Here is a 21,378-nt window from a genome sequence, read left to right as displayed (position 1 = left end):
ATTATCATTCAGAATATTGATTATTCAGGGAATGTCCTGGCTGCATGCTGTACTTGCCGACTCGATATCCAGACCAACAAAGCGAAGTCCGGCGAGCTTATTCACATCTGCCATGCAGGTGTTTTTGCCACAGGGAGAATAACCGTGAAATTTGCATCAATCCCTTTCAATCAAAATCAGGTGGGATGGCCGCTTAATGAGATTGACCGCCAAATACGACCGCAGCTGAGCGGAGACATCAATGCTGATTGGGTCGTCATTGGCTCTGGCTATGCTGGCGTGAGTTTTGCCCGCAGGTTAGCCAGTCTCAACCCACAGCTGAAAATTGTGCTTATCGACGCCGAATCTGCGGCGACCAGCTCCTCCGCCCGAAATTCAGGGTTTGTTATTGGCCTGCCGCATAATATCGGTAGCTCTACCGCCGAGTTGAAAAAAGCGCAGGACTATCGTGCCCTGCTCCAGGAAGGGATCCGCCTGTTAGAAGAAACAGTGACCGCGCAGCAGATTGAGTGCGAGTGGGAAAACGTTGGCAAATATCACTGTCAGATTGACCCCTCCAGCGAAGCCATTATGCAGGAGTACGTTGATAATCTTCAGCTTATGCAGGAACCCTACAGCCTGTTGAATAGCGAAGAGCTGTATCAGAAGTTAGGGACCCGGATCTACAGTAAAGGCATCTATACCCCCAGCTGTATTCTGGTTAACCCGGCAAAACTGATTGCGGGCCTCGCGCGCCATCTCCCGGAAAACGTCACGGTTTACCATCAGACGCCTGCGCTGGCTATTCACAACGAAAACGGCGGCATCAGGGTGACAACCCTACAGGGAACGATTCAGGCCAGGCAGATTATGCTGGCGACCAATGCGCTCTCCCGCGAGCTATCCCCGGTAATAAGCCGGCAGGCGTCAATGGCGACTTATGCCAGCATTACAGCCCCGCTCACGCCTGAGCAGCGCCAACGCCTGCCCGCAATGGAAAGCTGGGGGCTGACGCCGGTGAATGCCATCGCCGGGGCCACGCTGCGCTATACCCAGGATCACCGCTTTCTGATCCGCCAGCATGTCGATCCGGCGCTGCGGGGCGTCATCACTGCGGGACAAACCGCCAACGCCGCGCGCCAGCATCTGGCGCTGTTCCACAATGCCTACCCGGAACTGAGAGATGTGCCGCTGGACAGGACCTGGTCCGGGACTATTAGCGTGACCCGCAACGGTGCGCCAGTCTGGGGGCGACTTGCGCCGCAGGTGTGGACCGCAGGAGGCTGCAACGGTGCTGGGGTGTCAAAACAAACCATCGCCGGGACGCTGCTCGCCGACCTGGCACTGGGGCAGGATAACCCGCTGATCGCGGCCATGCAGTCGCTGGGGCAAGCAAACTTTATGCCACCCTCCCCGTTCCTGGATATCGGCGTGGCGGGTGCATTGTGGAAGGAGCGCTATATGGGGCGTAAAGAAACAGCGATGTAGTCGCCACTGGCGGGAGTTAAACAGGTTTCAGTCGGTGGGATTGAAACCTGTTGTCTGGCTTAGTCCGGGATCGCTTCGCCTTTACGCAGCGTCAATACTTCAAACCCCTGCGCGGTGACGGCAATGGTGTGTTCCCACTGTGCCGAAAGTTTTTTATCGCGGGTGACCACCGTCCAGCCGTCTTTTTTGTTTTTTATCCGGCTATCGCCCTGATTCACCATCGGTTCAATGGTAAACACCATCCCTTCTTCGAGCACCGCACCGGTGCCGGGTTTGCCGTAGTGCAGCACCTGAGGATCTTCGTGCATTTCGATACCGACGCCGTGGCCGCAGTACTCTCTGACCACACTGTAGCCATTACTTTCAACATAGGACTGGATAGCATGGCCGATGTCGCCTAACGTCGCGCCCGGTTTAACGACCTTGATCCCCTTCCACATCGCTTCATAGGTTTTCTTCACCAGCCGACGAGCCAGTGGCGAAACATCACCAATCAGGTACATCTTGCTGGAGTCGGCAATCAGCCCGCCTTTTTCCAGCGTGATGTCAACGTTAACAATCATTCCGGATTTTAGATGTTCCGTTTCCTTCGGCATGCCGTGGCAAACCACGTCATTGATCGACGTATTTAGCACGTAGGGGAAATCATACTGGCCTTTGCTGGCCGGGCGCGAATGCAGGTCGTTGACGATAAAATCCTCAACCCGGTTATTGATAGCCATGGTGGTGACGCCGGGTTCAATAAAGCCATCCAGCATGTCGAAAACCGAGGCCAGCAGTTCGCCAGCATGGCGCTGTCTGGCAAGTTCGTCTGCCGTTTTAATGGGAATTGATAGCATTGATTACCTCCAGTAAACGGTCAGAACCCGACTTCAGCATCATCAGTTTAATTTGCTGATGGTTAAGCTCAGGATAGAGCTCGCTCATCATCCCAAGGCGGATCCAATACTCCGCCTGCGCGTTGACCGAACGCGACATCGCCTTGCTGGCGTCACGGATGTCGTCGTGCAGCAGGTCCGAAATTTTTACAATTCCCATTTATACGTACCATAACGATTTATATATGTTTCGTATATTACGTCACCGCGGTGAAGAGGACAACAGGTGCTGGCGGCTTATGTCGGGATCACCGAGCAGAACCTGTCGCTGCTCAAATTGGGAAAGGTGAAAGGTATTCGTTTTGATACGCTGGCAAAAATTTGCCAGGCGCTGGAGTGTCAGCCAGGCGATATTCTCGCCTGGGAGGCGGATTAGCGCCCTTTATCAATCGTACAGTTCCACTGTTGGCTCACGCTGCTCTGGCTGGTGGCGATCTGTAGCGACAGGCTGGCATCAAGGGTATGCGTGACGCTGTATTCAAGCACCACGTCATCCAGATCGCGGGCGACGCGCTCAATGCGAAACAGCGGGCGGCCTGGCTCAATATTTAACAATCCTGCCGTGCGGGTATCGCAGCAAACCGGCGTATAGCACTCCGAGGCGTTGGCTGGCGAGTAACCGAAGGTTTCCCGTAGTTGCTTATATAGCGACCGACTGCCGTCGACGTGGCTAAGATCGTTATAAATTCGCCCATTTAGCCAGGTCAGAACGTGGCCGACCGGTTTTTCCCCCTGCACCAACATCCGCTCCAGGCGCATCAGCTGGCTGCCTAAATCCAGCCCCATCTGCTCCGCCACCTGGCGATCGGCCATCGTCGAAATTAGCGACAGTACTTCCACCTCAACCGTGCCGGGCCCATCAAAGGTGGTCAGTACGTCCGGGAGGTCGGTGTAGTATTTCTGCAGCGCATCGCGGTTGATAAAGGTCCCTTTACCCTGCTCCCGATACACCATGCCAATGCTGGCCAGCGAATCTATCGCCTGTTTAATAGTGCCGCGCGCGACCTTGAACTCCCCGGCGAGCAACAGCTCACCCGGGAGTTTATCGTCATAGGTAAAAGAGAGGATCCGCTGCAGGATAACGTCTTTTATCCTTAAATAGAGAGGGAGTCCATCCGACTCAAACATACTTGTGCTCCACTCAGAGGTAGTGTATCTGGCTCCTGTATGTGCTCAGTATATCCTGATTTATCGCCTGATTACCGTCTATGTTTGCACTGGCGAGAATGGGCGGCGTGCACTCATTTTCCAGCATGATTTCGCAAATGCGCAGAACCAGACTGTTGGCAATCGTCGCGCCCATAATGGTGGAGAGCGGCGCGGCTTTTTGCGCCAGGCCCGGAAGGCTAACGGACGCATCGCCGTACTCGCAGTGGTTATCGATGGTGATGTCGGCAATATCGACCAGCAGCTTGCCGCTGGAGTGGCGCGACGTCACCCGTGCCGCCGTTGCGAGGCTGGTAATAGCAATAACCTTTGCCCCACAGGCTTTCGCCGCCATGGCGACATCAATTGTAATCGCGTTTCGCCCAGAGACTGAATGAATCAACAGCGTATCACCCGCGCGCAGCGGTGACTGTTCAACCAGCACTCGCCCCAGATTTTCGACATTCTCCACCGCGCTGGTCAGCGTTAATGGCCTGACGTTAAGCATCAGAGCGGGAGTGAAAAGCGGATTGATAATGGCCAGACCGCCTGCCCGATAGCTCATCTCTTCCGCCAGAATTCCGGCGTGGCTGGCCCCGAAAACAAAGATATTGCGCTGTGCCAGGATGCTCTGCGCCATCATTTCCGCCGCCTGCAGTAACTCATCTGGGTGTTGTTCGAGAACAGCCAGCTTCTGGCGGATTTGGCTGTAATACTGCTTCAATGCATCGCTCATCTATTTTCTCCCCCTCAGAACGTCAGCATGTTGGTCAAAAGGTGAATAAGCGGCGCAAGAACAAACATATCGCTGTCGCCTGCCCATAATGCGGTATCAGGAATGGTGTTGTTGATAAAACCAGTCACGCAGAAATATTGCCCCCACGCGACGACCGTTGAAGTGATAAATCCCGCCAGCAACGCCCCTTTGTAGCCACCGGTAATATTGCCGAACACCCCTGCAGTACCGGCGTGAAAGAAAATCACGATCATGCTGGGAATAAAAACATAGCCGGTATAGCGGCCAATCAGGGTGAGCCACAGCAGCGAGCCAATAAACGCGCCGACAAAGCCCAGCACCACCGCATTTGGCGCAAAGTTAAACAGAATTGGGCAGTCCAGCGCGGGTTTTGCACCGGGAACCAGCCGCGAACCAATGCCGTTAAACGCCGGTACCATTTCACCAATAAACATACGCACGCCAAGCAGCACCACGGCGATGCCGCCGGTAAACATCAGCGACTGTTTCAGGGCGTAGATGTAGAAGCTCAGATCGCCAGATTGGGCAAGAATTTCAGCGGCTTTTGGCGTGCCTTTTATTTGCAGAATAAAGGTGCCGATAAAAAACAGCAGCGACATTGTTAATGCGGTCACCACGTTGGAATCGCGCAGAAAACCGAGCTTTTTTGGGACTTTGATATCCTCAGAACTGATTTTATTACGCGCAAATAGCTGTCCAAACAGCGCCCCAAGCAGAGCCACCGAGGCCGAAGTATGCCCCAGCGCCACGTTGTCGTTACCGGTAATTTTGCGTACCCAGGGCTGGACCAGCGCAGGTTGTAACGTCCAGTACAGGCCCATAATCACCGTCAGCATTAGTGTTAACTGCACCGCTGAAATACCGGGTTCGGTGTTCACCATTACCCCGGCAAAAATCATTGTGGTCCAGAACATCATGTGTCCGGTGAGATAGATATATTTAAAGCGCGTGAGCCGGGCCAGCAGCAGGTTGATGGCGAATCCCCCGGCGATGGCAATTGTCACGCTGCTGCCGTAGCGTTCGCTAAAGCGCGCCTGGCCGATAATATTGGTCAGGTTCATCGAACTGAGACCGAAGACCTCGGTCCAGATAGGCTGAAAAATCAGTAGCGCGGAAACAATAATCCCCGCTCCCGCACCGATAATCAGAAAGCCCAGAATGCCTTTCAGAGTGCCGGAAACAATATCAGCGAGCGGTTTCTTTTGTAGCACCAGGCCCAGTAATACAATCAGGCCAATTAAAATCGACGCCTCACCAAAAATATTGATCGTTATCCAGCGCAGAACGCCAAGGAATTCACTCATGACAACGCTCCCGGTTGCAGAATATTGGCCTGCGTCAATGCCCGGATTATTTCAGCGTTGTCGATATAGTTGTTCACCACCACCACAGGGCAGGACAGATGTTTTAGATTGTCCACCAGCTCGGCGTTGGTGATCACCACATCGGCATTAGCCGATGCGGCTGAGGAAACATCCATATGTTCAACGGAGGCCTGAATACCGTGCTGTTTTAACACCGTTTCGACGTTCATTTTTAAAATCAGGCTCGAGCCCATACCTAAACCACAGACTGTCAGAATTTTCATCGCTATTCACTCCGTGTTAATTAAGCTACAAACGCTGCGAGCAGCCTACGACGCGCTGGCTAACAGCTGATAAAGTTGTTCAGGATCGTGAGAATGCATCAGGGTATGCAGGTTATGTTCATCGCTCAGCACGGTCACGATATGCTGGATAAGATGGATATGTGCATCGCTGCTGGTCGCTGAAAGCCCCAGCACCACCTGCACCGGGTCGTTTTCCGCATGGCCAAACGCCAGCGGCTCGCGCAGCCTGATTAGGCTGATTTGCGCCTTAATTGCCCCCTGCTCGGGACGGGCATGCGGCAGCGCCAGCCCCGGCGCAATGACAAAATAGGGGCCAAGCTCACGGTAGCTATCGATCATGGCCTGAACGTATTGCGGGCTACAGGCTCCCGCGCGACAGAGCGCGTTCCCCGCTTCGCGGATCGCCTCCTCCGGGCTGCTGGCCGGGCAATCAACGTTTATCGACTGGCTTTCGATCATCGGCGGCTCCTTGCGTTAAGTGGTGGCGAATAGAGGCTAAGGTGGTCTCCAGCGCCTGCTGAACATAGGCTTGTCCGTTCTCTTCGCAGGCGCAGGTGGGGTCGCCCAGCACGGCGTAATCAGAAAATTCGGTCCAGCGAATCGGTTGATAGCGGAAATTCTGTGGAAATACCGGATAGTGCGCACGGGCGTTCGCCATGGTGACAAACTCCGGGGCCAGCGCCAGCATCAGCGAGGTTTCGACCTCATCGGCATGCATATAGCCGGGATAAGCCACCGCCGAAGTTTGCCGCTTTTGCACCTCCTGCTCCATACCTGCCCAGCTGTAGCTGAGCAGCGTGATGCCTTTCTCCTTAAGCTGGCGGGAAGCTGCTTTAATGGCGTCAAAATTGCCGTAATGCGCGTTAATCACCGCCGTGGTGGTAATGCCGTAGCCGGCCATATTCTCCGCCAGCGACACCAGCATCGACGTCAGTTGTTCATTGCCGATATCAATGGCCCCCGCGTGACCGCGCAGCGACCACACCTGGCTGTAGGAAATAACGGGCAGGCTCAGCGCGCACTCGCCCAACTGTTCATCGAGCAACGCGCAAAAGCGCTCGGCCAGCAGGTTGTCGGTATCCAGCGGCAGGTGATCGCCGTGTGGCTCGACCGCACCCAGCGGCAGCAAGGCAATCTGCGCCTTCTGCAGTGCGAGCCGGGCTTCACGTTCATTTAAATGGTGCAGCTTCATTGCACCTCTCCTTAACCAAAAGCGAAGTAACGCGCAGGATTTTCGACAAAGAAATCATGCAGTAACGCTTCGCCGTCAAACCCTGCCTCCCGCGCCTCTTCAATGAATCTTGGTCGCCAGTCGCTAAGGATGAACTTCAGCCCCAGCCCCCCTTTGCCGTAATGCGCGCTCATCGATTTGCGGGCAAAATCGCCACCGATGAGGATTTGTTTTTGGTAACCCCGCTGGCATAACGCCAGAATGGCCTGGGTGCGGATGTGTTCAGGGTGATATTTGATGCGGCTGATACCGTCAAAAGAGAGAAACGCCCCGGTGTTGGCGATCTGACGGTGCAGCCAGGGATCGGGATTGCGATCCATATGGGCAAAACATAAACGGGAAAGATCCAGCCCCAGACGAGTAAAAATCTGCGCCTGTTCTAATCCCATGGTCCCCATTTCCGTATGGCTGTGCATCGGTGCGCCAGTGCGCTGCTGGGCGCGGACAATGACTTCCATGGTTTTTCTCTCTAACGGAGAAATCGTGTTATATCCCGTACCACACTTCACTACCCCGGCCCGATGCGGGGTTCCTTCGATCCCCTCGGTGACTTCGTGGCAGACGTGCTCAACCAGTTCATCAATTTCTGAATTGGCAATCCAGTCAGCAAAACTTTGTGAAAAACCTGGACGCAGGCTGCTCCACAGAAAGCCTTTGTTAAAACCGGCGGTGGCGATAATGTGCAGTTGCTGACGCCGGGCCATTTCGGCGACGGTTGCCGCATGGCGACCGTAATCCGGGGCGGTGGCGTCGTAGATAGCGTTGCCACCAGCCAGACGGAAATCACTTAACTCACGCTCGGAAGCCCGCGGGTCATCCAGCAAAAGGTCGTCATCCTGACGTTCTGCCCAATAAGGCGGAATACAGTAGATATGATCGTGGCTGTAGGTCACGCCCAGTTGATTAGCGGCAATATCGCCGTTTAAGGTACGAATGATGCCCATGTTTCTTGCTCCCCGGAACGGATAAGAAGGTGCTTTCAACATAGGATAGCGCCACTTGTCCAGTCAAGTGATCAAGTTCGCATCAATAATACAAAATTCTTATCTGTGAGCCAGGTCTGATGTTCAAGTTTTAACCCGTCAAGCGTGCCCCATTATTACTTGATTACGCGTTGTGCACTTCAGGTGAAGTGACGTTGTCACATACAATTTTATCAAAGGGAAAGTTATTCTGATGGAATAAAACCTGCCCCTTTGCGTCATGAATTAATTATTTTACCTTTAAAAACAGAGAAATGAACACTCAAGTAAAACAATAAGTTTCAGGCTAATAATTACATTAATTGATTAAAATGTTTAATTGAATGAATCGATAAAAGGAGTATTGTTAAAAACAATGATGAGCGGAGATAAGTAAATGTTACGAGATTTTTTGTTGGTAGAAAAAGAAGATCGCCTTGTTGAACAACAATGCGCAAGCGACGATAAGATAAACGCAACGGATGTCACTGAATGGATCATTATTAATAGCAACGGCGACAAAAAAGGCCGCGTGGCCTTATTTAATCAGTTTACTACCCGTCGTTCGTATTGTGTGAATTACCGCATAACGCAGTTTGATAATAGCGGACGAGTTGTTGTCGACCGCCTGGCGGATTCCATTTAATTACTAAAAACCCCTCCAGCGGCTAAGAGCCTAATGACATAGGCTCTTAGCTACGCCCCCTCTCCTCAGCGCCTGAAATTCCTTTGACCTGTAACATAAACGCGACACCGTTCTCATTACCATTTTATTGCTGTGGTTAATCTAAACGTGTGTGTCTCCGTACACACCTTTTTCTATCAACAAGGAAGGTACATGTTTCCAGAACACAGAGAGTTGATTTCTCGATTGAAAACCTCGCACTCACGCTTTCAATCGCTATTCGAAAAACATAACGCGCTCGATCACGATATTTCCCGGATAGAAGGAGCTGACGGCAAAGGATACAGTCTTGAACTTGTTCATATGAAGAAAGAAAAACTTCTGTTGAAGGATGAGTTACTGAAAATCCTCCAACATGAGAGCCTGAATCAGGCCTGACGCTTCGATTAAGGCCGCCAGATAGCGGCCTTTCTTCTCTCAGCTTCGGGCTACGAACGGATAAACGCCAGCAGATCGGCGTTAATCACATCCGCATGGGTGGTATGCATACCGTGCGGATAGCCGGGGTAAATTTTCAGCTGGCTATCAGACAGTAGTTTATCCTGCAATATCGCCGCGTTCTGATAGGGAACAACCTGATCATCATCCCCCTGCATAACCAGTACCGGTAGCGTAATGGCTTTTAAATCCTCGGTCTGATCGGTTTCAGAAAACGCCTTAATCCCCTCATAGTGTGCCTGCGCACTGCCAATCATGCCCTGCCGCCACCAGTTCTGAATGGTGCCTTGTGACACTTCTGCGCCATCGCGGTTAAAGCCATAAAAAGGCCCGGAAGCGACGTCGAGATAAAACTGCGCGCGGTTAGCAGCCAGCGCCTGGCGAAAACCATCAAAAACTTCAACAGGCGTACCGCCTGGATTGCTGTCCGTTTTGACCATCAACGGCGGCACGGCGCTGATAAGCACCGCTTTGGCAACCCGACCCTGCGGTTGGCCATACTGTGCAACATAGCGCGCAACCTGCCCGCCGCCGGTAGAATGCCCGATATGCACGGCGTTATGCAGATCCAGATGTTCCGCCACAGCCGAAGCGTCCGCGGCGTAATGATCCATATCATGACCTTCACTCACCTGATCTGAGCGACCATGACCGCGTCGGTCAATAGCAATCACCCGGAAGCCTTCAGCCAGAAAAAACAGCATCTGGTTATCCCAATCATCCGCGCTTAACGGCCAGCCATGGTGAAACACTATGGGCTGCGCATCCCTGGAACCCCAGTCTTTATAGAAAATATTAACGCCGTCTTTGGTTGTCACAAATGCCATGCTACAAACTCCTCTATTGAGAAAACAAGGCTGCTGGCTGACGCCTACAGTAAGTCGGGTATAAAGGTTGAATGTTCTGTCTGGTGGCTATCATGTCTCGTGGGCATGAAAATGGTTTGGCTGAAAAAGTGTAGATGATTTTTGGCGATGCGGGACGTTCACATTTCACTGTGCGTTTGAAGGCACCAGATGCTTGATCGGGATGAGTGTCGTCTTACGTGATAATGAATCCATTTCATCAATAAGAATAGGCTCAACCGCATTGTTAAAAGCGGCCATTCAAGGTTATCTCAATGCCCATCTTGAGCAAAAAACCTATGTTTTTAATACGGTTAATAAAGCAGGGAGCCGTTTATGGCTCCTCATCACGCGTGATAGTCACCACTTCAGCACCTGACAGGTTAAGTGAGGTCAGCCCTTGCTCAACTCTTCCCAGCTTTATTAAACCCGGCGAATGGCGGTAATCTTCACGAAAAATAGCCAGATTTCCCCAAGGGGCGTAATACGCGATATCGCCCCGCTTCGGCGTTATCGATTCCCGGGCGTCTGCCTGGCGCAACTTCGCCGGTAGCCAGGCGATTTTCTCGGTTGAGCCGTAATCCTCAAGCTTCACCGTCAAGGGTAACTGCGCCAAAAACTCGCGTGCGACGGTGCTCTCCTCCAGAGAGCCAACCACTTTCACTCCGTTAAAAACAAACTGAATTTTCACTCTGTTCTCCTGCCCGTTAGCCGATGCGACACCCGTCAGCGTGGCAAAGATAAACAGCGTGGTGCTGAGAGTTTTAAACATAGGCTCATCTAACCAGACCGCGAGCGCGCAGAACTTCGCCAACCACCGGCGCGGCGGAAAAAGCATTGGGCCATCCCGCATAGAACGCCGCGTTAGTCACTATCTCCCCGGCCTCTTGCGCCGTAAGACCGTTGTCCATCGCCCGATTAAGATGATAGCCAATCTGCGCACTTTGCCCGGCAGCAATCAGCGCACTCACCGTTACCAGGCTGCGATCGCGCGGCTTCAGCCCCGGTCTCTGCCACAGGTCAAGGAAAAGCGGATCGGTGGTGAACTTTACAAGCCCTGGGGAAATGGGGCCGACGCTCTTTTCTACCGTGGCCGAACGCTGGCTTTCAACCTCCTGGTTGAGGGGAAGCAGCGTCGGTGAGGCCGCCGCCAGCTGCTCGTGGCTAATACCACGAGTGGCAAAAATATCTTTCGTCACGGCGATGGCGGACATGGCGTTTGGCCAGCCGGAATAAAAGGCCAGGTGAGTAATCACCTCAGAGACTTCAGCCGGGGTGACCTCGTTATCGAGGGCGATTTCAACGTAATGCTTCAGCTCTGCGGGCTGATTGCGGGCAATAAGAATAGCGATGGTGACGATGCTTCGGTCGCGCAGCGAGAGTTCATTTCTCTTCCAGAGATCCTCAGCCAGGACTTCATTGCCAAAACGTGCAAGCGCCGGGGAGACCGACTGGATATCCGTAGTCGACAATACGGATGGAGTAAATGGAGTCATATTGGTACCTCTTTTTTCTTCAGCACAGGCAGGATCGCCAAAAATAAGTGACATCGCAGCAACGGCAATAAAACCTTTCATGGTCAACTCCTTGTGGGCAAATTAATTTGAGAGTCTTTCCACTAGCTGACGCTGATACTCAGGCAACTGGCTGCGAGTGGCGCTCTGAAACACCAGCGGTGGAAGCCAGGTCATTCCAGTATGCAGGGCGCTGGCCTTCATCGGCATAAATACGTCGGCAAGGCTGACGCCAATTCGCCCGGACTCGCCGTAGGTCGTGTCGCCTCCTGCTGCGGTGGTCACAATCAGCATTTCCTTGCCCTGCCACGACCCTGGTCCCACGCTGCCCCAGGTATCGTTCATCCAGGCTTTCATCATCGGCGTAATGTTGAACCAGTGAGTGGGGAAAATGAAAACAATGCGCGAGTGTTCACGCATAAGGCGTCGCTCTTCATCGGCATTGATTTTTCGCGTGTCATAACCGTAAAGCGTCTCCAGATTACGCACGGTCACGCCGGGTACGCTTTGCGCTGCGGTCTCAAGACCTTTGGTCATGACCGATTGCTCCGGATAAGGGTGAGAAACAATCACCAGGGTTTTCGTCTCTGCAACCGCGCGGGTACTGACAGAGCCGATAAAAAAGATGGTGGCGGCCAAAAAGCAAAATAGTCCGGGGATACTGCGGTGTTGTAATTTCATTGAGGTCTCCTTCTCTTTTGCCTCAAGGGTAAGGCGTGCATTACGAAGGAGCCAGCCCCCGCTTATCGAATGGGGTTGTGAGTAATTTTCATCAATCAGGCTACAGGCCCAGCGGTTTTAACTCTCTGACAAGATCAATTAATAAGCGCAGCCCTGCGGGAAGCTGATGACGGCTGGAGTAATAGATATAGAACCCCGGCCCGGAAGAAGCCCAGTCAGTGAGGACCAGGCGCAGACGCCCTTCGCTGACGTGCTGAGAAATCAGCGGTTCCGGGAGGTACATCAAACCGAATCCCTGCAATATTGCCACCACCCCGGTTTCCGCCTGATCGACCGTCAGCAAAGGGGGGACCTTTATGGTGAGCTGCTCCTCACCACGCTCAAACTCCCATTTATAAATACGATTATTCCCCAGCCGGTTGCTAACGCAGCGATGGTGATGCAGTTCGTCTGGATGCTGAGGTTCTCCAAACCGCGCGAGATAGGCCGGAGACGCAGCGACAACCCAGCGAACATCGGCGGAGAGGCGCTGGGCCACCATATCCTCAGGTACTGTTCCACCGTAGCGGATCCCGGCATCAAAACGCTCTTCCGTCACATCAATAATGCGGTTGCTGGCGGCAATATCTAGTTCAATGTCGGGATAGCGCTCAGCAAAAATCGGCAAAATGGGAGCCAGAAGCAGCGTGGCGGCTTCAACGGCGACGTTAAGCCGAATGCGTCCTGCGGGTGAGTCGCGAAACTGATTAAGCTGCTCGATCGCCGCATCGATCGAGGCTACCGGTTCGCTCACCGCGCAGGCCAGGCTCTCACCCGCCGCCGTTAGAGTGACGCTTTTGGTAGTGCGGTTCAGCAAACGTACGCCCAGTCGCGCCTCAAACCCCTTCAGGGCGTGGCTGAGCGTCGAGGCGCTGACGCCAAGCTCGATGGCTGCCTTGCTAAAACTGTGATGGCGTGCGATGGCGCAAAAATAGATAAGATCGGCCATATCGGCACGGTTCAAATTCATACGGTCTCGCTAACATGGTAGAAAATCAGCTGAAAAAACCACGGTACCTCGACTTGATGCATTGAAGCAATGTGCTGTTTCACGTTTGTGCTGACCAGAAAAATCACAATGATCGACTCTTTTGCGGTTAGCCGCAGTGACTGGCAACATCGCCGACCTGCTGAGATGCATGCGTACAGTAGTGTAAAAATTGATGGAGCGCGCTGAGTGAAATGCACACTGTGGCGGTATTTACCAGTGGGTGAAAACCTAGTAGTCCCTGTTCATCAACCGAGGCATCAATCAGCACCTTAATTTTATGAGCCGGATCGTTTAGCAGTGCAAAGGGAGTAACCTCGCCTGGCTCCAGCCCCATAAGTTGCTTTAGCTCACCAGGCGTTGCCAGAGAGAGACGGGAGTCACCAATTTCTCTGGCTAACGCCTTGAGATCGGCCCTCTTTTCACCATCGAGAATATAAAGATAGAAATGGCGTCCGCTGCTGTTTTTTAAGAGCATATTTTTAAGCAGTTGCGCAGGGAGCTTCACCGCATGGTGCTCTCGATCGCTGACGCTGTTCATTGCCGGATGTTCAATATAACGATAATCGATATGCAGATTATTAAGTAGCTGAAGTAATTTATCCCGATTCACAACTTATATATCCATTTGGCGCGACCAGAGTTCCAGACGCATTAGTATCTATAAACGGCTTCGATATTGTAGCCATCGGGGTCGAGAACGTATGCAGAGTAGTAGCCGCCGCCGTACTGGGGCCGTAGACCGGGCAAACCGTTGTCACGGCCACCTGCTTTCAGAGCGGCGTGATAAAACGCCACGACTTCTTCTTCCGAACGCGCACGAAAGGCAATATGGGTTCGGGGTACATAGGGGATCCCGACGGTTATCCAGAAGGTTTCCGCCGCCAACTCCAGCCCGGTCTTTTGTAAATTGCCAAACCCCACCCGCTCGCCCGGTGGAGCTTTACTGATCCCGAGGCCCAGGGCCGAGAGCGCCGAGGTATAGAAAACTTTACTACGTTCAAAATGGGTCACGGTGATGCCGGTATGATCGAACATGAATTTCTCCCTGAAAATAAGCAAGATGTTCCTTTACTGTGAGTTACCCGCAAGAGTCATGCTCAGAGTATTCACAGTTATTATGATAATACCCGTTTAGCATGCAACAGACTGTGATACTACGGACATCCTGACCAGTGCCTTCAGCTAATCAACGCTTGCTGCCCTTGCGCTAATATTGCAAAATCGAGCAACAAAATCACCCTGAAAACACCATTCGAGCAATATTGAGCACCTGAATGATTAGTCCTCTCTGAAGGTATCGGCGTGATGCCAACTGAGTACAGGGAAGCCTTACGATCTTACGACAAGGAACATCAATGCACGCTTCTGCTCCAAATGCCAGCCAGTCCCTGGCAACACGTATCGCATTTTTCATTTCAGGCTTTGCCACCGCAACCTGGGCGGTGATCGTGCCATTCGCCAAAAGTAACACGGCAGTTAACGACGCCATGCTCGGTACCCTGCTGCTGTGCCTGGGGATGGGCGCGCTTATTGCCATGCCGTTGACCGGCATACTGACCAGTCGCTACGGTTGTCGTCGGGTGATTGTGTCGTCAGTGGCTATCGTTATCGTGTCCATGCCTTTGCTGGCCATCATTAGCGATGCCCGGCTGCTCGGTTTTATGCTGCTGATATTTGGTGTAGGCATCGGCGTGACGGACTGTGCCATGAATATTCAGGCGATTATCGTCGAACGCCAGGCAAAAAAACCATTAATGTCCGGCTTTCATGGGATGTACAGCGTCGGGGGAATTGCCGGTGCCGGGGTGATGACTCTCCTGCTGACCGCCGGACTTGCCGTCCTCTCCGCCACCATCACTGTTGCACTGATCGTCACCGGGCTGTTACTCATCTGTACCAAAGGTCTTTTACCGTGGGCCAACCCGTCCAGCGGACCTGCATTTGCTATCCCGCGAGGCATCGTGTTGTTGATCGGCATAATCTGCTTTGCGGTCTTTCTGGCCGAAGGCACGGTGCTCGACTGGAGCGCCGTCTTTCTCACCGAAGTTCGCGGCATGCCGGAAAACCTGGGCGGGTTAGGTTTTGCCTTCTTTGCGATAGCGATGACCGCAGTCCGCCTGAGCGGCGACCGCCTTATCACTCGCCTCGGCTTTGTACCGGTGGTATTTGGCGGTTCCATTCTGGCCGCCATCGGTTTTTGCCTGGTGACGTTTGTCCCCGCCTGGTCGCTGTCGCTGCTTGGCTACGTGCTGGTCGGCGCAGGCTGCGCCAATATTGTCCCGGCGATGTTCTCAGCCGTGGGACGTCAGCAGGTCATGCCACAGTCCGTAGCCGTTCCTGCGATTACCACCATGGGGTATCTGGGCGTACTGGCGGGGCCTGCCTTGATTGGTTATGTCGCGCATCTTAGCTCATTGACCTATGCGTTTATTTTTATCACTGTGTTGATGCTTATCGTTGCTGCAATGTCGCGCACGGTTGCGCCGGAAAGGTAGACATATACACGGCGACAACCAGCAGCGGGAAACCATCCGGACTGGCAGACTTCAACCCTGACGCTCTGACCCAGTTCAGGATGGTTCTCAATTTCTGACAAACTCATTTTTATCCAACAGAGGTGCGTTTATGTTACCTGATTACGATAAAGCCACCGTTCTGTTGCACGAAATCTATGGCATCAATGCGCAATGAGCTGGAGAAAAGCCGTCTGTGCCCTGTCGAATGTTCAATGCACAGCACGGCTTTTGTGATGCCGATAGCCAGGCGTGGGACGCATGCCTTGCGCAGCAGGCAGACGAAGACGCGGAACTATTCATATCCCTTATTCAGCAGAAACAGGAGGCATGATGCATCAGGCATTTCACTGGATTAACGAACCGACAACATGGGCCGATAAGGATGGCGTCCTCAGCGTGGTAACCGACGCGCAAACTGACTTCTGGCGTGAAACCTGGTACGGGTTTGAGCGCTTTTCCGGGCATATATACGCAACGGAAGTCTCCGGCGATTTCACCTTCCAGGTTCGGGTACGCGCTGATTTCGACACTCTGTATGACCAGGCGGGGATTATGGTGATGCAGGATGAGCGACATTGGCTTAAGGCGGGTATTGAGTATAACGACGGTGCACCCGCCATCGGCAGCGTACTGACGCTGGGGAAATCAGACTGGGCAACCGGCAGCTATTCAGGAGATCCCCGAGAGTTCTGGCTGCGCCTCGCTACGCTTGCAATATTCCACGGACGGTCACCGTTGGCCTCTGCTGCGCCTGTGCCCTTTTCCAACCGGGACGGCAAAGGTCGGTGTGATGTGCTGTACGCCGCAACGCAGCGGACTCAAAGTCGATTTCCACGATCTTTCGCTGCTGCCGCCGAATGATAAAGATTTGCACGACCTGAGCTGAGACGCCGGGAGGGATCCCTCCCGCCTCTGCTTCTGCTCAAATGTCATAACCATCGAATCAAAATCAATCGTCCATTTATAGTGCCTGAGGAATTCACAGATAAGAGCCTGCGCTGATTAATCACGATCGATGTAGAATTTTTGACCCGCCGGCACCCGCGTCACCGCCATTACTGCTAGATTGGCATATCACTCAGGCGAAAATCCAGGAGGCTCCATGTTTTCCTATATCATGCTTGGCACCAACGATCTGCCTCGAGCTGTCCGTTTTTACGATCCGTTGATGGAAATGCTGGGACACCCGCAGAGCGGTCGGAGCGATGAAGGCGCATCATGGGGGACATTCAGCGAAAACCGCACCACCGGCCTGTGCGTTGGCAGGCCGTTTAACCAACAGCAGGCAACAACCGGCAACGGCGTGATGGTTGCGCTGAATGCGCGTTCCGTTGAACACATTCAGCACCTTTATGCGCTGGCACTAAGCCTGGGGGGAACCGATGAAGGGGCGCCAGGACACCGCCCGCAGTACGGTGAAGGTTTCTATAGCGCCTATGTCAGAGACCCCGACGGCAATAAGCTGGCGTTCGTTTATTATGCCGATGTGCACTAAGCGCGCAAAACCAGGCCCCTCTTCCTGACGCGCTTTGTATCGCATCAACCTTCAGGAAACATTCCCGATGTAAACGCCGCTCTCATCGCTGCAACCTCTTTTTCCTGCGCCGCGTCTAACGCGGCCAGCATATTGCAGGTAAAATCGACAAAACCGACGCCGTTGGCAGTCACCAGGTTGCCGTCACGCACGGAAGGGACGTTCTGGTATCGCGCTTCGCCACGATAGGCTGACCCCGCTCTGCCCTGGAGATAGGCCAGGCCGTTTGATGTATGAGCAGCCTCATTGAGAAAACCGTTGGCACCTAAAAATGCCGATGCATCACAAATAGCCCCAACCACTAACTGCCGGGCAAGCGCCTGTTCGACCAGAGGTACCACTCGCAGTGCCTCTTCGCCCCACCAGTTAAGCCCGCCAACCAACACGAGGGCGGCGTAATCTTCTGGCATCGTCTGAAAGGTATAGTCCGGCAGGCAACGAACCCCACCGATAGAGGTGACAGGCCCCTCATCCGGTGCGACGATTTTAACGTCATATTGCGTTTCCCATACGCCAAACCCCCGACGTAACCCCGGCGCTAATAATGCAAACTCCCAGTCGGCATACTCTGGGATCAGCACAAACAACACTTCCTTGCGGGTATCCACAGACATCGTTCTCTCCTTTGTAAACACAGATTCCGCCGTCACGGCGTTCGGATTGCCTGGCGTCGCTCTTGCAATCGACGCGATTAGCGTGTTGTTACACACGCTAAAACTGTATAAATACCCAGTAATAAAGGCAAGGTCATTTTTCCTCTCATGGCAACCAGAGTCAATTTTTGCGAGGCAGCTCCCCGGATAGAATAACTATCCGGGGTACTGGCTATTTTCTCCTCAGGTCAGATCCTGCAGACAATGGAATACGCCTGTGAGCCAGGAGAACTTCCGCAGCGATATAAAGCGTATATCCTTCTGGCCTTAATCTTCGTGCTTTCAACGTCTTCAACGTAATACCCGCAATATCTCCCGAATCAAGGTGCTTGCGGATTTCGTTGCCGCTCAGGCCCAGATGACTGCGCAGTACCGCCAGCAAGCTGACCTGAAAAGTACGTTCCAGTCTGACTCTTACCCAAACGCGAGAAGTGCGAAGAAGGCTGATTTGCCACCGCTCTTCAACAACGAATTCATGCGAACGCTGATAGCGTTGCGCCGTTGCGCCGTAGAACCTGCAGATCGTGAGAATAGTGCTGAACGGCAGATTCAGCGTTAGTGATAAGTTGCCCATAGAGTTGCGGATTGATTTTGCCGATCGGCAAACGAGAGAACAGGCTGATATTCCAGGTGCAGGCACAGCGCACGCACTTATAGATACTCCAGACATCCAGTACTTTTTTTTGCGAATTGATCCGGAAGGCTCCGGAAGGCGTGAAATCCTGCGCCCCATGGCATGAGGGGCAGCGTTTGCTAATCAGCTGGTAGCCCACAGGACTGACGTTCCATGTGACTTTCATGGTAACCCTTTTTTTAACCCATACAAAAGCGGATCCGTCTATAACGGACCGTGATTTTTTGCGATGTGAAAAATATTTAGAGGATATTTTTCAGTGGGTTAAAAAAAGATTTCCAACGCGACGACCCTGTCTGACTGCAAATGAATAGGCCAAGAGTAACAAAATGATTGAGCGTTCAATCATGTATGAAATCAATAAATATCAAATTTCATTCACAAATCACCTTGATTACATCTTGTTCACAAAACGAGAAACTGCTCACTGATCTAACAAACCTAAACGTTTATGTTTTACATCATAAACGTTTAGGTCAACAGAATAATCGTTTATACCCGTCATCCTTCAAGTTGCATGTGCGTTGGCTTTCCTCGCTCACCCCAGTCACTTACTGGAGTAAGCTCCTGAGGATTCACTCCGTCGCCGCCTTCCTGCAACTCGAATTATTTAGGGTATATATCACCAGTTGATACGCATAAAGATAGAGAGTGGAAAATGCGAAAAGCGACAATGCGGGACGTCAGTGAGGCAACAGGATTCTCAATGTTTACCGTCTCACGTGCGCTAAACGGCGGAGATGGCGTTGCGGATGACAGTCGGGAACTGATACTCAAAGTGGCACGGGAACTTGGCTATGTCCCTAATCGTGCAGCCCAGGCGCTACGCCGTTCCAGCAGGGATTCCGTGGCGGTTATCACCGCACACGCCTCAAACTCTTACTACCTTAACCTGATGTCCGGGATTCAGAATATGCTGCAACCTTCGCAATGGACCGTGGTCCTTGGGGATATTGCGGTAAACGGTATCTACGATCGGCCCCAGGAAGATCGCATGATTAACCGTCTGATCGAATCCCGAATGGCGGGCATCATTTCGACGGTGACGCTCCATCCGGAGAGCCTGAGTCTGCTGGCTAAATGGGATATTCCGGTGGTTTTTGTCGATTCCCCTCCTCGGGGCGATCATAATTTTCCCAGCGTGACCACCGATAATTATCATGCCAGCCTGTTAGTGGGGGAACATCTGGCGCAGCACGAATATAAAAACTGGCTGCTGCTTATCTACCCTGAACGCTGGACGACACGCTTTGAACGCGAACGCGGGATCCGCGAATCGGCAGAACGCTGCGGCGCAACGCTGCGGGTGCTAGAAACCGAAAATGACGCGCATTCAGCTTCTGAAAAACTGAGTCAATACCTCGATAGCCAGGCGCAGTTGCCCGACGTACTTATTGCCGGTAACAACCCTATTCTGCTGGGGTCGCTTCAACAGCTTCAGCAACGGCAAATAGCCATTCCCGACGATATAGCCCTTATTGGCTATGACGAATTTGACTGGGCGCCGCTGTTAAATCCACCGCTCACTGTACTGAATGAAAATAGTGAAGAAATTGGCAAACAGGCTGCAGAAATGCTGATCCGATTAATAAAAGAAGAAGGAAAAGGAGACACCACAACGCAACTCAGAGTGCCCGCCGAGCTGGTTGTTCGCCAGTCCTGCGGCTGTAGCAAAACTAATAAGAAATAAAAGACACATTTTCATCTATTTAAATAATGGCTGAGCGTTCAGCCAATATTACAAAACAACATCAGGGGATTATTTCTGAGGTTCCCCCATACCTGGCCGTACCGTCATACAACGAGATAATTACAGGAGCAGAACATGACTAAACTTCGCAAAGCATGGCTGGCTGTCGCGGTTACAGCGGTCATCGCCACCATGACCGGTTTTTCTCCCACCACCAGCGCCGCGTCGCAGGAGGGCAAAAAAATTGCCCGTATTGGACTAATGGTGCAGGACATGTCCAACCCGTTCTTTTCGGCAATGGAGAGAAATGCTAAGCAAGCCGCTGGTGAGATTGGTGCCTCCATTAACGTACAAGACGCGCAGGTCGATTTGGCAAATCAGAACACCCAGATTGATGCGTTTATTCAGCAAAAAATGGATCTCATTATTATCTCTGCGGTTGACGAGTCCGGGATTGAGCCTGCAATTCAAAGGGCAAAAGCCGCGGGCATCATCGTTATTGCGGTCGATACGCCCGCTAAAGGTGCTGACGCCGCCATCATGACCAACGCCATCCAGGCCGGAGAAACCTCTTGTGAATATCTGTTCAGCCAGATGGGCGGCAAAGGCAAAGTGCTGCTGGTTGATGGAACGCCGATCCAGACGATTATCGACCGTATTAAAGGGTGTAAAAACGTCGCTAAAAAATACCCGGATATCAAAATCGTCGGTCAGCAGGCATCGCGCAACGACCGTGCTTCCGGCCTGATGGTCACCACAGATATGCTCACCGCCAACCCGGATGTCTCCGGTATTTTCGGCATGAACGATCCCTCTGCTCTGGGCGCCGTTCTGGCCGTTGAACAGGCGGGCAAGGCAAGCACAATCAAAGTCACTGGCGTAGACGGCAGCCCGGAAGCAGTTGATGAGCTAAAACGCAGTGGCTCACCGTTTATCGGTACCGCAACGCAAAACCCTGGAGAAATGGTACGCCAGGCCATATCCCTTGCTCAGGATATCGTGGCGAATAAACCCGTACCTTCCCATACCATTTTAATCCCCAGCGTACTGGTCACGCGCGATAACGTGGATAGCTATCCGGGTTGGTAAAAACATCACTTTAAGATGC

The 21,378-nt window shown here is 52.7% G+C and carries 25 protein-coding genes and 2 pseudogenes; 9 read left to right on the top strand and 18 right to left on the bottom strand.

Annotation, left to right across the window (positions count from 1 at the left end):
- Positions 1–144: 144 nt before the first annotated feature.
- Positions 145–1,467: an NAD(P)/FAD-dependent oxidoreductase gene (locus QVF11_RS09700; RefSeq protein ID WP_112214943.1), complete on the top strand. Its 1,323-nt coding sequence runs from the start codon at positions 145–147 to the stop codon at positions 1,465–1,467.
- A 59-nt stretch (positions 1,468–1,526) separates the two neighbouring features.
- Here the strand turns inward: QVF11_RS09700 and map are convergent, their stop codons facing one another.
- Together map and QVF11_RS09690 are read right to left on the bottom strand one after the other, a co-directional pair.
- Entirely contained in the window at positions 1,527–2,306 is a 780-nt protein-coding gene (gene map, locus QVF11_RS09695) for a type I methionyl aminopeptidase (RefSeq protein ID WP_110274633.1), read from the bottom strand.
- A complete protein-coding gene (locus QVF11_RS09690; protein ID WP_004102160.1) occupies positions 2,287–2,505 on the bottom strand; it encodes a ParD-like family protein in 219 nt (72 codons plus the stop codon). Before QVF11_RS09690 ends, map begins: the two co-directional genes overlap by 20 nt.
- 66 nt (positions 2,506–2,571) lie before the next feature.
- Here QVF11_RS09690 and QVF11_RS09685 point away from each other — a divergent pair, with 66 nt between their 5' ends.
- Positions 2,572–2,721, top strand: a complete 150-nt coding sequence (locus QVF11_RS09685) for a helix-turn-helix domain-containing protein (RefSeq protein ID WP_112214944.1) — start codon at positions 2,572–2,574, stop codon at positions 2,719–2,721.
- Here QVF11_RS09685 and QVF11_RS09680 read toward each other — a convergent pair.
- The 7 genes from QVF11_RS09680 to QVF11_RS09650 are packed head-to-tail and all read right to left on the bottom strand — an operon-like array spanning position 2,718 to position 8,032.
- Positions 2,718–3,473: a GntR family transcriptional regulator gene (locus tag QVF11_RS09680; protein ID WP_112214945.1), complete on the bottom strand. Its 756-nt coding sequence runs from the start codon at positions 3,471–3,473 to the stop codon at positions 2,718–2,720. The genes QVF11_RS09685 and QVF11_RS09680 overlap by 4 nt on opposite strands.
- A gap of 13 nt (positions 3,474–3,486) precedes the next feature.
- On the bottom strand, positions 3,487–4,227 hold the full coding sequence (locus QVF11_RS09675; RefSeq protein ID WP_287856581.1) for an SIS domain-containing protein: 741 nt from the start codon (positions 4,225–4,227) through the stop codon (positions 3,487–3,489).
- 14 nt (positions 4,228–4,241) lie between these two features.
- Entirely contained in the window at positions 4,242–5,552 is a 1,311-nt protein-coding gene (locus QVF11_RS09670; RefSeq protein WP_287856579.1) for a PTS ascorbate transporter subunit IIC, read from the bottom strand.
- Entirely contained in the window at positions 5,549–5,836 is a 288-nt protein-coding gene (locus QVF11_RS09665) for a PTS sugar transporter subunit IIB (RefSeq protein ID WP_287856577.1), read from the bottom strand. Before QVF11_RS09665 ends, QVF11_RS09670 begins: the two co-directional genes overlap by 4 nt.
- 45 nt (positions 5,837–5,881) lie before the next feature.
- Complete coding sequence (locus QVF11_RS09660) at positions 5,882–6,316, bottom strand: PTS sugar transporter subunit IIA (protein ID WP_142515334.1); 435 nt, start codon at positions 6,314–6,316, stop codon at positions 5,882–5,884.
- Positions 6,288–7,049 carry a creatininase family protein gene (locus QVF11_RS09655; RefSeq protein ID WP_142513768.1) on the bottom strand — a complete coding sequence of 254 codons (762 nt, stop codon included), beginning with the start codon at positions 7,047–7,049 and terminating at the stop codon, positions 6,288–6,290. The genes QVF11_RS09660 and QVF11_RS09655 overlap by 29 nt, the downstream gene beginning before the upstream one ends.
- An 11-nt stretch (positions 7,050–7,060) precedes the next feature.
- Positions 7,061–8,032, bottom strand: coding sequence for a phosphotriesterase family protein (locus QVF11_RS09650; RefSeq protein ID WP_112214949.1), 972 nt, complete (start codon positions 8,030–8,032; stop codon positions 7,061–7,063).
- Between the two features lie 415 nt (positions 8,033–8,447).
- Here QVF11_RS09650 and QVF11_RS09645 point away from each other — a divergent pair, with 415 nt between their 5' ends.
- Positions 8,448–8,696 (top strand): hypothetical protein, encoded by a 249-nt coding sequence (locus QVF11_RS09645; protein WP_110274641.1) that lies wholly within the window; start codon positions 8,448–8,450, stop codon positions 8,694–8,696.
- Positions 8,697–8,888: 192 nt separating this feature from the next.
- On the top strand, positions 8,889–9,113 hold the full coding sequence (locus tag QVF11_RS09640; RefSeq protein WP_080828775.1) for a YdcH family protein: 225 nt from the start codon (positions 8,889–8,891) through the stop codon (positions 9,111–9,113).
- Positions 9,114–9,163: 50 nt separating this feature from the next.
- Here QVF11_RS09640 and QVF11_RS09635 read toward each other — a convergent pair whose 3' ends face one another.
- From QVF11_RS09635 to QVF11_RS09605, 7 genes are all read right to left on the bottom strand, one after another.
- On the bottom strand, positions 9,164–10,000 hold the full coding sequence (locus QVF11_RS09635) for an alpha/beta fold hydrolase (protein ID WP_112214950.1): 837 nt from the start codon (positions 9,998–10,000) through the stop codon (positions 9,164–9,166).
- Between the two features lie 352 nt (positions 10,001–10,352).
- Positions 10,353–10,790 carry a cyclophilin-like fold protein gene (locus QVF11_RS09630; RefSeq protein ID WP_287856570.1) on the bottom strand — a complete coding sequence of 146 codons (438 nt, stop codon included), beginning with the start codon at positions 10,788–10,790 and terminating at the stop codon, positions 10,353–10,355.
- Positions 10,791–10,794: 4 nt separating this feature from the next.
- On the bottom strand, positions 10,795–11,595 hold the full coding sequence (locus QVF11_RS09625; protein ID WP_287856568.1) for a carboxymuconolactone decarboxylase family protein: 801 nt from the start codon (positions 11,593–11,595) through the stop codon (positions 10,795–10,797).
- Between the two features lie 21 nt (positions 11,596–11,616).
- A complete protein-coding gene (locus QVF11_RS09620) occupies positions 11,617–12,213 on the bottom strand; it encodes an NAD(P)H-dependent oxidoreductase (protein ID WP_112214952.1) in 597 nt (198 codons plus the stop codon).
- A gap of 100 nt (positions 12,214–12,313) precedes the next feature.
- Positions 12,314–13,222: a LysR family transcriptional regulator gene (locus QVF11_RS09615; RefSeq protein ID WP_142515338.1), complete on the bottom strand. Its 909-nt coding sequence runs from the start codon at positions 13,220–13,222 to the stop codon at positions 12,314–12,316.
- A gap of 127 nt (positions 13,223–13,349) precedes the next feature.
- Positions 13,350–13,853 (bottom strand): prolyl-tRNA synthetase associated domain-containing protein, encoded by a 504-nt coding sequence (locus QVF11_RS09610; RefSeq protein ID WP_287856565.1) that lies wholly within the window; start codon positions 13,851–13,853, stop codon positions 13,350–13,352.
- A 41-nt stretch (positions 13,854–13,894) separates the two neighbouring features.
- Entirely contained in the window at positions 13,895–14,278 is a 384-nt protein-coding gene (locus QVF11_RS09605; RefSeq protein WP_110274649.1) for a VOC family protein, read from the bottom strand.
- A 320-nt stretch (positions 14,279–14,598) separates the two neighbouring features.
- Here QVF11_RS09605 and QVF11_RS09600 point away from each other — a divergent pair, with 320 nt between their 5' ends.
- From QVF11_RS09600 to QVF11_RS09590, 3 genes and pseudogenes are all read left to right on the top strand, one after another.
- Positions 14,599–15,738: an MFS transporter gene (locus tag QVF11_RS09600; RefSeq protein ID WP_287856562.1), complete on the top strand. Its 1,140-nt coding sequence runs from the start codon at positions 14,599–14,601 to the stop codon at positions 15,736–15,738.
- Positions 15,739–16,089: 351 nt separating this feature from the next.
- Positions 16,090–16,645, top strand: a pseudogene (locus QVF11_RS09595) (DUF1349 domain-containing protein).
- A 216-nt stretch (positions 16,646–16,861) separates the two neighbouring features.
- Entirely contained in the window at positions 16,862–17,254 is a 393-nt protein-coding gene (locus QVF11_RS09590; RefSeq protein WP_287856561.1) for a VOC family protein, read from the top strand.
- 44 nt (positions 17,255–17,298) lie between these two features.
- Here QVF11_RS09590 and QVF11_RS09585 read toward each other — a convergent pair whose 3' ends face one another.
- Both QVF11_RS09585 and QVF11_RS09580 read right to left on the bottom strand, forming a co-directional pair.
- On the bottom strand, positions 17,299–17,907 hold the full coding sequence (locus QVF11_RS09585) for a DJ-1/PfpI family protein (RefSeq protein ID WP_142515342.1): 609 nt from the start codon (positions 17,905–17,907) through the stop codon (positions 17,299–17,301).
- Positions 17,908–18,118: 211 nt separating this feature from the next.
- Positions 18,119–18,746: pseudogene (locus QVF11_RS09580) on the bottom strand (DUF1062 domain-containing protein).
- 492 nt (positions 18,747–19,238) lie between these two features.
- Here QVF11_RS09580 and QVF11_RS09575 point away from each other — a divergent pair.
- Both QVF11_RS09575 and QVF11_RS09570 read left to right on the top strand, forming a co-directional pair.
- Positions 19,239–20,270, top strand: coding sequence for a LacI family DNA-binding transcriptional regulator (locus QVF11_RS09575; RefSeq protein ID WP_142515344.1), 1,032 nt, complete (start codon positions 19,239–19,241; stop codon positions 20,268–20,270).
- Between the two features lie 135 nt (positions 20,271–20,405).
- Positions 20,406–21,359: an ABC transporter substrate-binding protein gene (locus tag QVF11_RS09570; protein WP_287856556.1), complete on the top strand. Its 954-nt coding sequence runs from the start codon at positions 20,406–20,408 to the stop codon at positions 21,357–21,359.
- Positions 21,360–21,378: the final 19 nt, after the last annotated feature.

The organism is Klebsiella sp., from assembly GCF_027492335.1.
In the GTDB taxonomy this organism is placed as follows: Bacteria; Pseudomonadota; Gammaproteobacteria; order Enterobacterales; family Enterobacteriaceae; genus Klebsiella; species Klebsiella huaxiensis.
Note: the sequence above shows the minus strand (reverse complement) of the source record. Positions and strands in the feature narration are given on the sequence as shown.

Bases quoted from the DNA above. Each gene is read 5' to 3' on its own strand.
- map (WP_110274633.1), bottom strand. From the start codon at position 2,306: ATGCTATCAATTCCCATTAAAACGGCAGACGAACTTGCCAGACAGCGC.
- QVF11_RS09690 (WP_004102160.1), bottom strand. From the start codon at position 2,505: ATGGGAATTGTAAAAATTTCGGACCTGCTGCACGACGACATCCGTGAC.
- QVF11_RS09680 (WP_112214945.1), bottom strand. From the start codon at position 3,473: ATGTTTGAGTCGGATGGACTCCCTCTCTATTTAAGGATAAAAGACGTT.
- QVF11_RS09675 (WP_287856581.1), bottom strand. From the start codon at position 4,227: ATGAGCGATGCATTGAAGCAGTATTACAGCCAAATCCGCCAGAAGCTG.
- QVF11_RS09670 (WP_287856579.1), bottom strand. From the start codon at position 5,552: ATGAGTGAATTCCTTGGCGTTCTGCGCTGGATAACGATCAATATTTTT.
- QVF11_RS09665 (WP_287856577.1), bottom strand. From the start codon at position 5,836: ATGAAAATTCTGACAGTCTGTGGTTTAGGTATGGGCTCGAGCCTGATT.
- QVF11_RS09660 (WP_142515334.1), bottom strand. From the start codon at position 6,316: ATGATCGAAAGCCAGTCGATAAACGTTGATTGCCCGGCCAGCAGCCCG.
- QVF11_RS09655 (WP_142513768.1), bottom strand. From the start codon at position 7,049: ATGAAGCTGCACCATTTAAATGAACGTGAAGCCCGGCTCGCACTGCAG.
- QVF11_RS09650 (WP_112214949.1), bottom strand. From the start codon at position 8,032: ATGGGCATCATTCGTACCTTAAACGGCGATATTGCCGCTAATCAACTG.
- QVF11_RS09645 (WP_110274641.1), top strand. From the start codon at position 8,448: ATGTTACGAGATTTTTTGTTGGTAGAAAAAGAAGATCGCCTTGTTGAA.
- QVF11_RS09640 (WP_080828775.1), top strand. From the start codon at position 8,889: ATGTTTCCAGAACACAGAGAGTTGATTTCTCGATTGAAAACCTCGCAC.
- QVF11_RS09635 (WP_112214950.1), bottom strand. From the start codon at position 10,000: ATGGCATTTGTGACAACCAAAGACGGCGTTAATATTTTCTATAAAGAC.
- QVF11_RS09630 (WP_287856570.1), bottom strand. From the start codon at position 10,790: ATGTTTAAAACTCTCAGCACCACGCTGTTTATCTTTGCCACGCTGACG.
- QVF11_RS09625 (WP_287856568.1), bottom strand. From the start codon at position 11,595: ATGAAAGGTTTTATTGCCGTTGCTGCGATGTCACTTATTTTTGGCGAT.
- QVF11_RS09620 (WP_112214952.1), bottom strand. From the start codon at position 12,213: ATGAAATTACAACACCGCAGTATCCCCGGACTATTTTGCTTTTTGGCC.
- QVF11_RS09615 (WP_142515338.1), bottom strand. From the start codon at position 13,222: ATGAATTTGAACCGTGCCGATATGGCCGATCTTATCTATTTTTGCGCC.
- QVF11_RS09605 (WP_110274649.1), bottom strand. From the start codon at position 14,278: ATGTTCGATCATACCGGCATCACCGTGACCCATTTTGAACGTAGTAAA.
- QVF11_RS09600 (WP_287856562.1), top strand. From the start codon at position 14,599: ATGCACGCTTCTGCTCCAAATGCCAGCCAGTCCCTGGCAACACGTATC.
- QVF11_RS09590 (WP_287856561.1), top strand. From the start codon at position 16,862: ATGTTTTCCTATATCATGCTTGGCACCAACGATCTGCCTCGAGCTGTC.
- QVF11_RS09585 (WP_142515342.1), bottom strand. From the start codon at position 17,907: ATGTCTGTGGATACCCGCAAGGAAGTGTTGTTTGTGCTGATCCCAGAG.
- QVF11_RS09575 (WP_142515344.1), top strand. From the start codon at position 19,239: ATGCGAAAAGCGACAATGCGGGACGTCAGTGAGGCAACAGGATTCTCA.
- QVF11_RS09570 (WP_287856556.1), top strand. From the start codon at position 20,406: ATGACTAAACTTCGCAAAGCATGGCTGGCTGTCGCGGTTACAGCGGTC.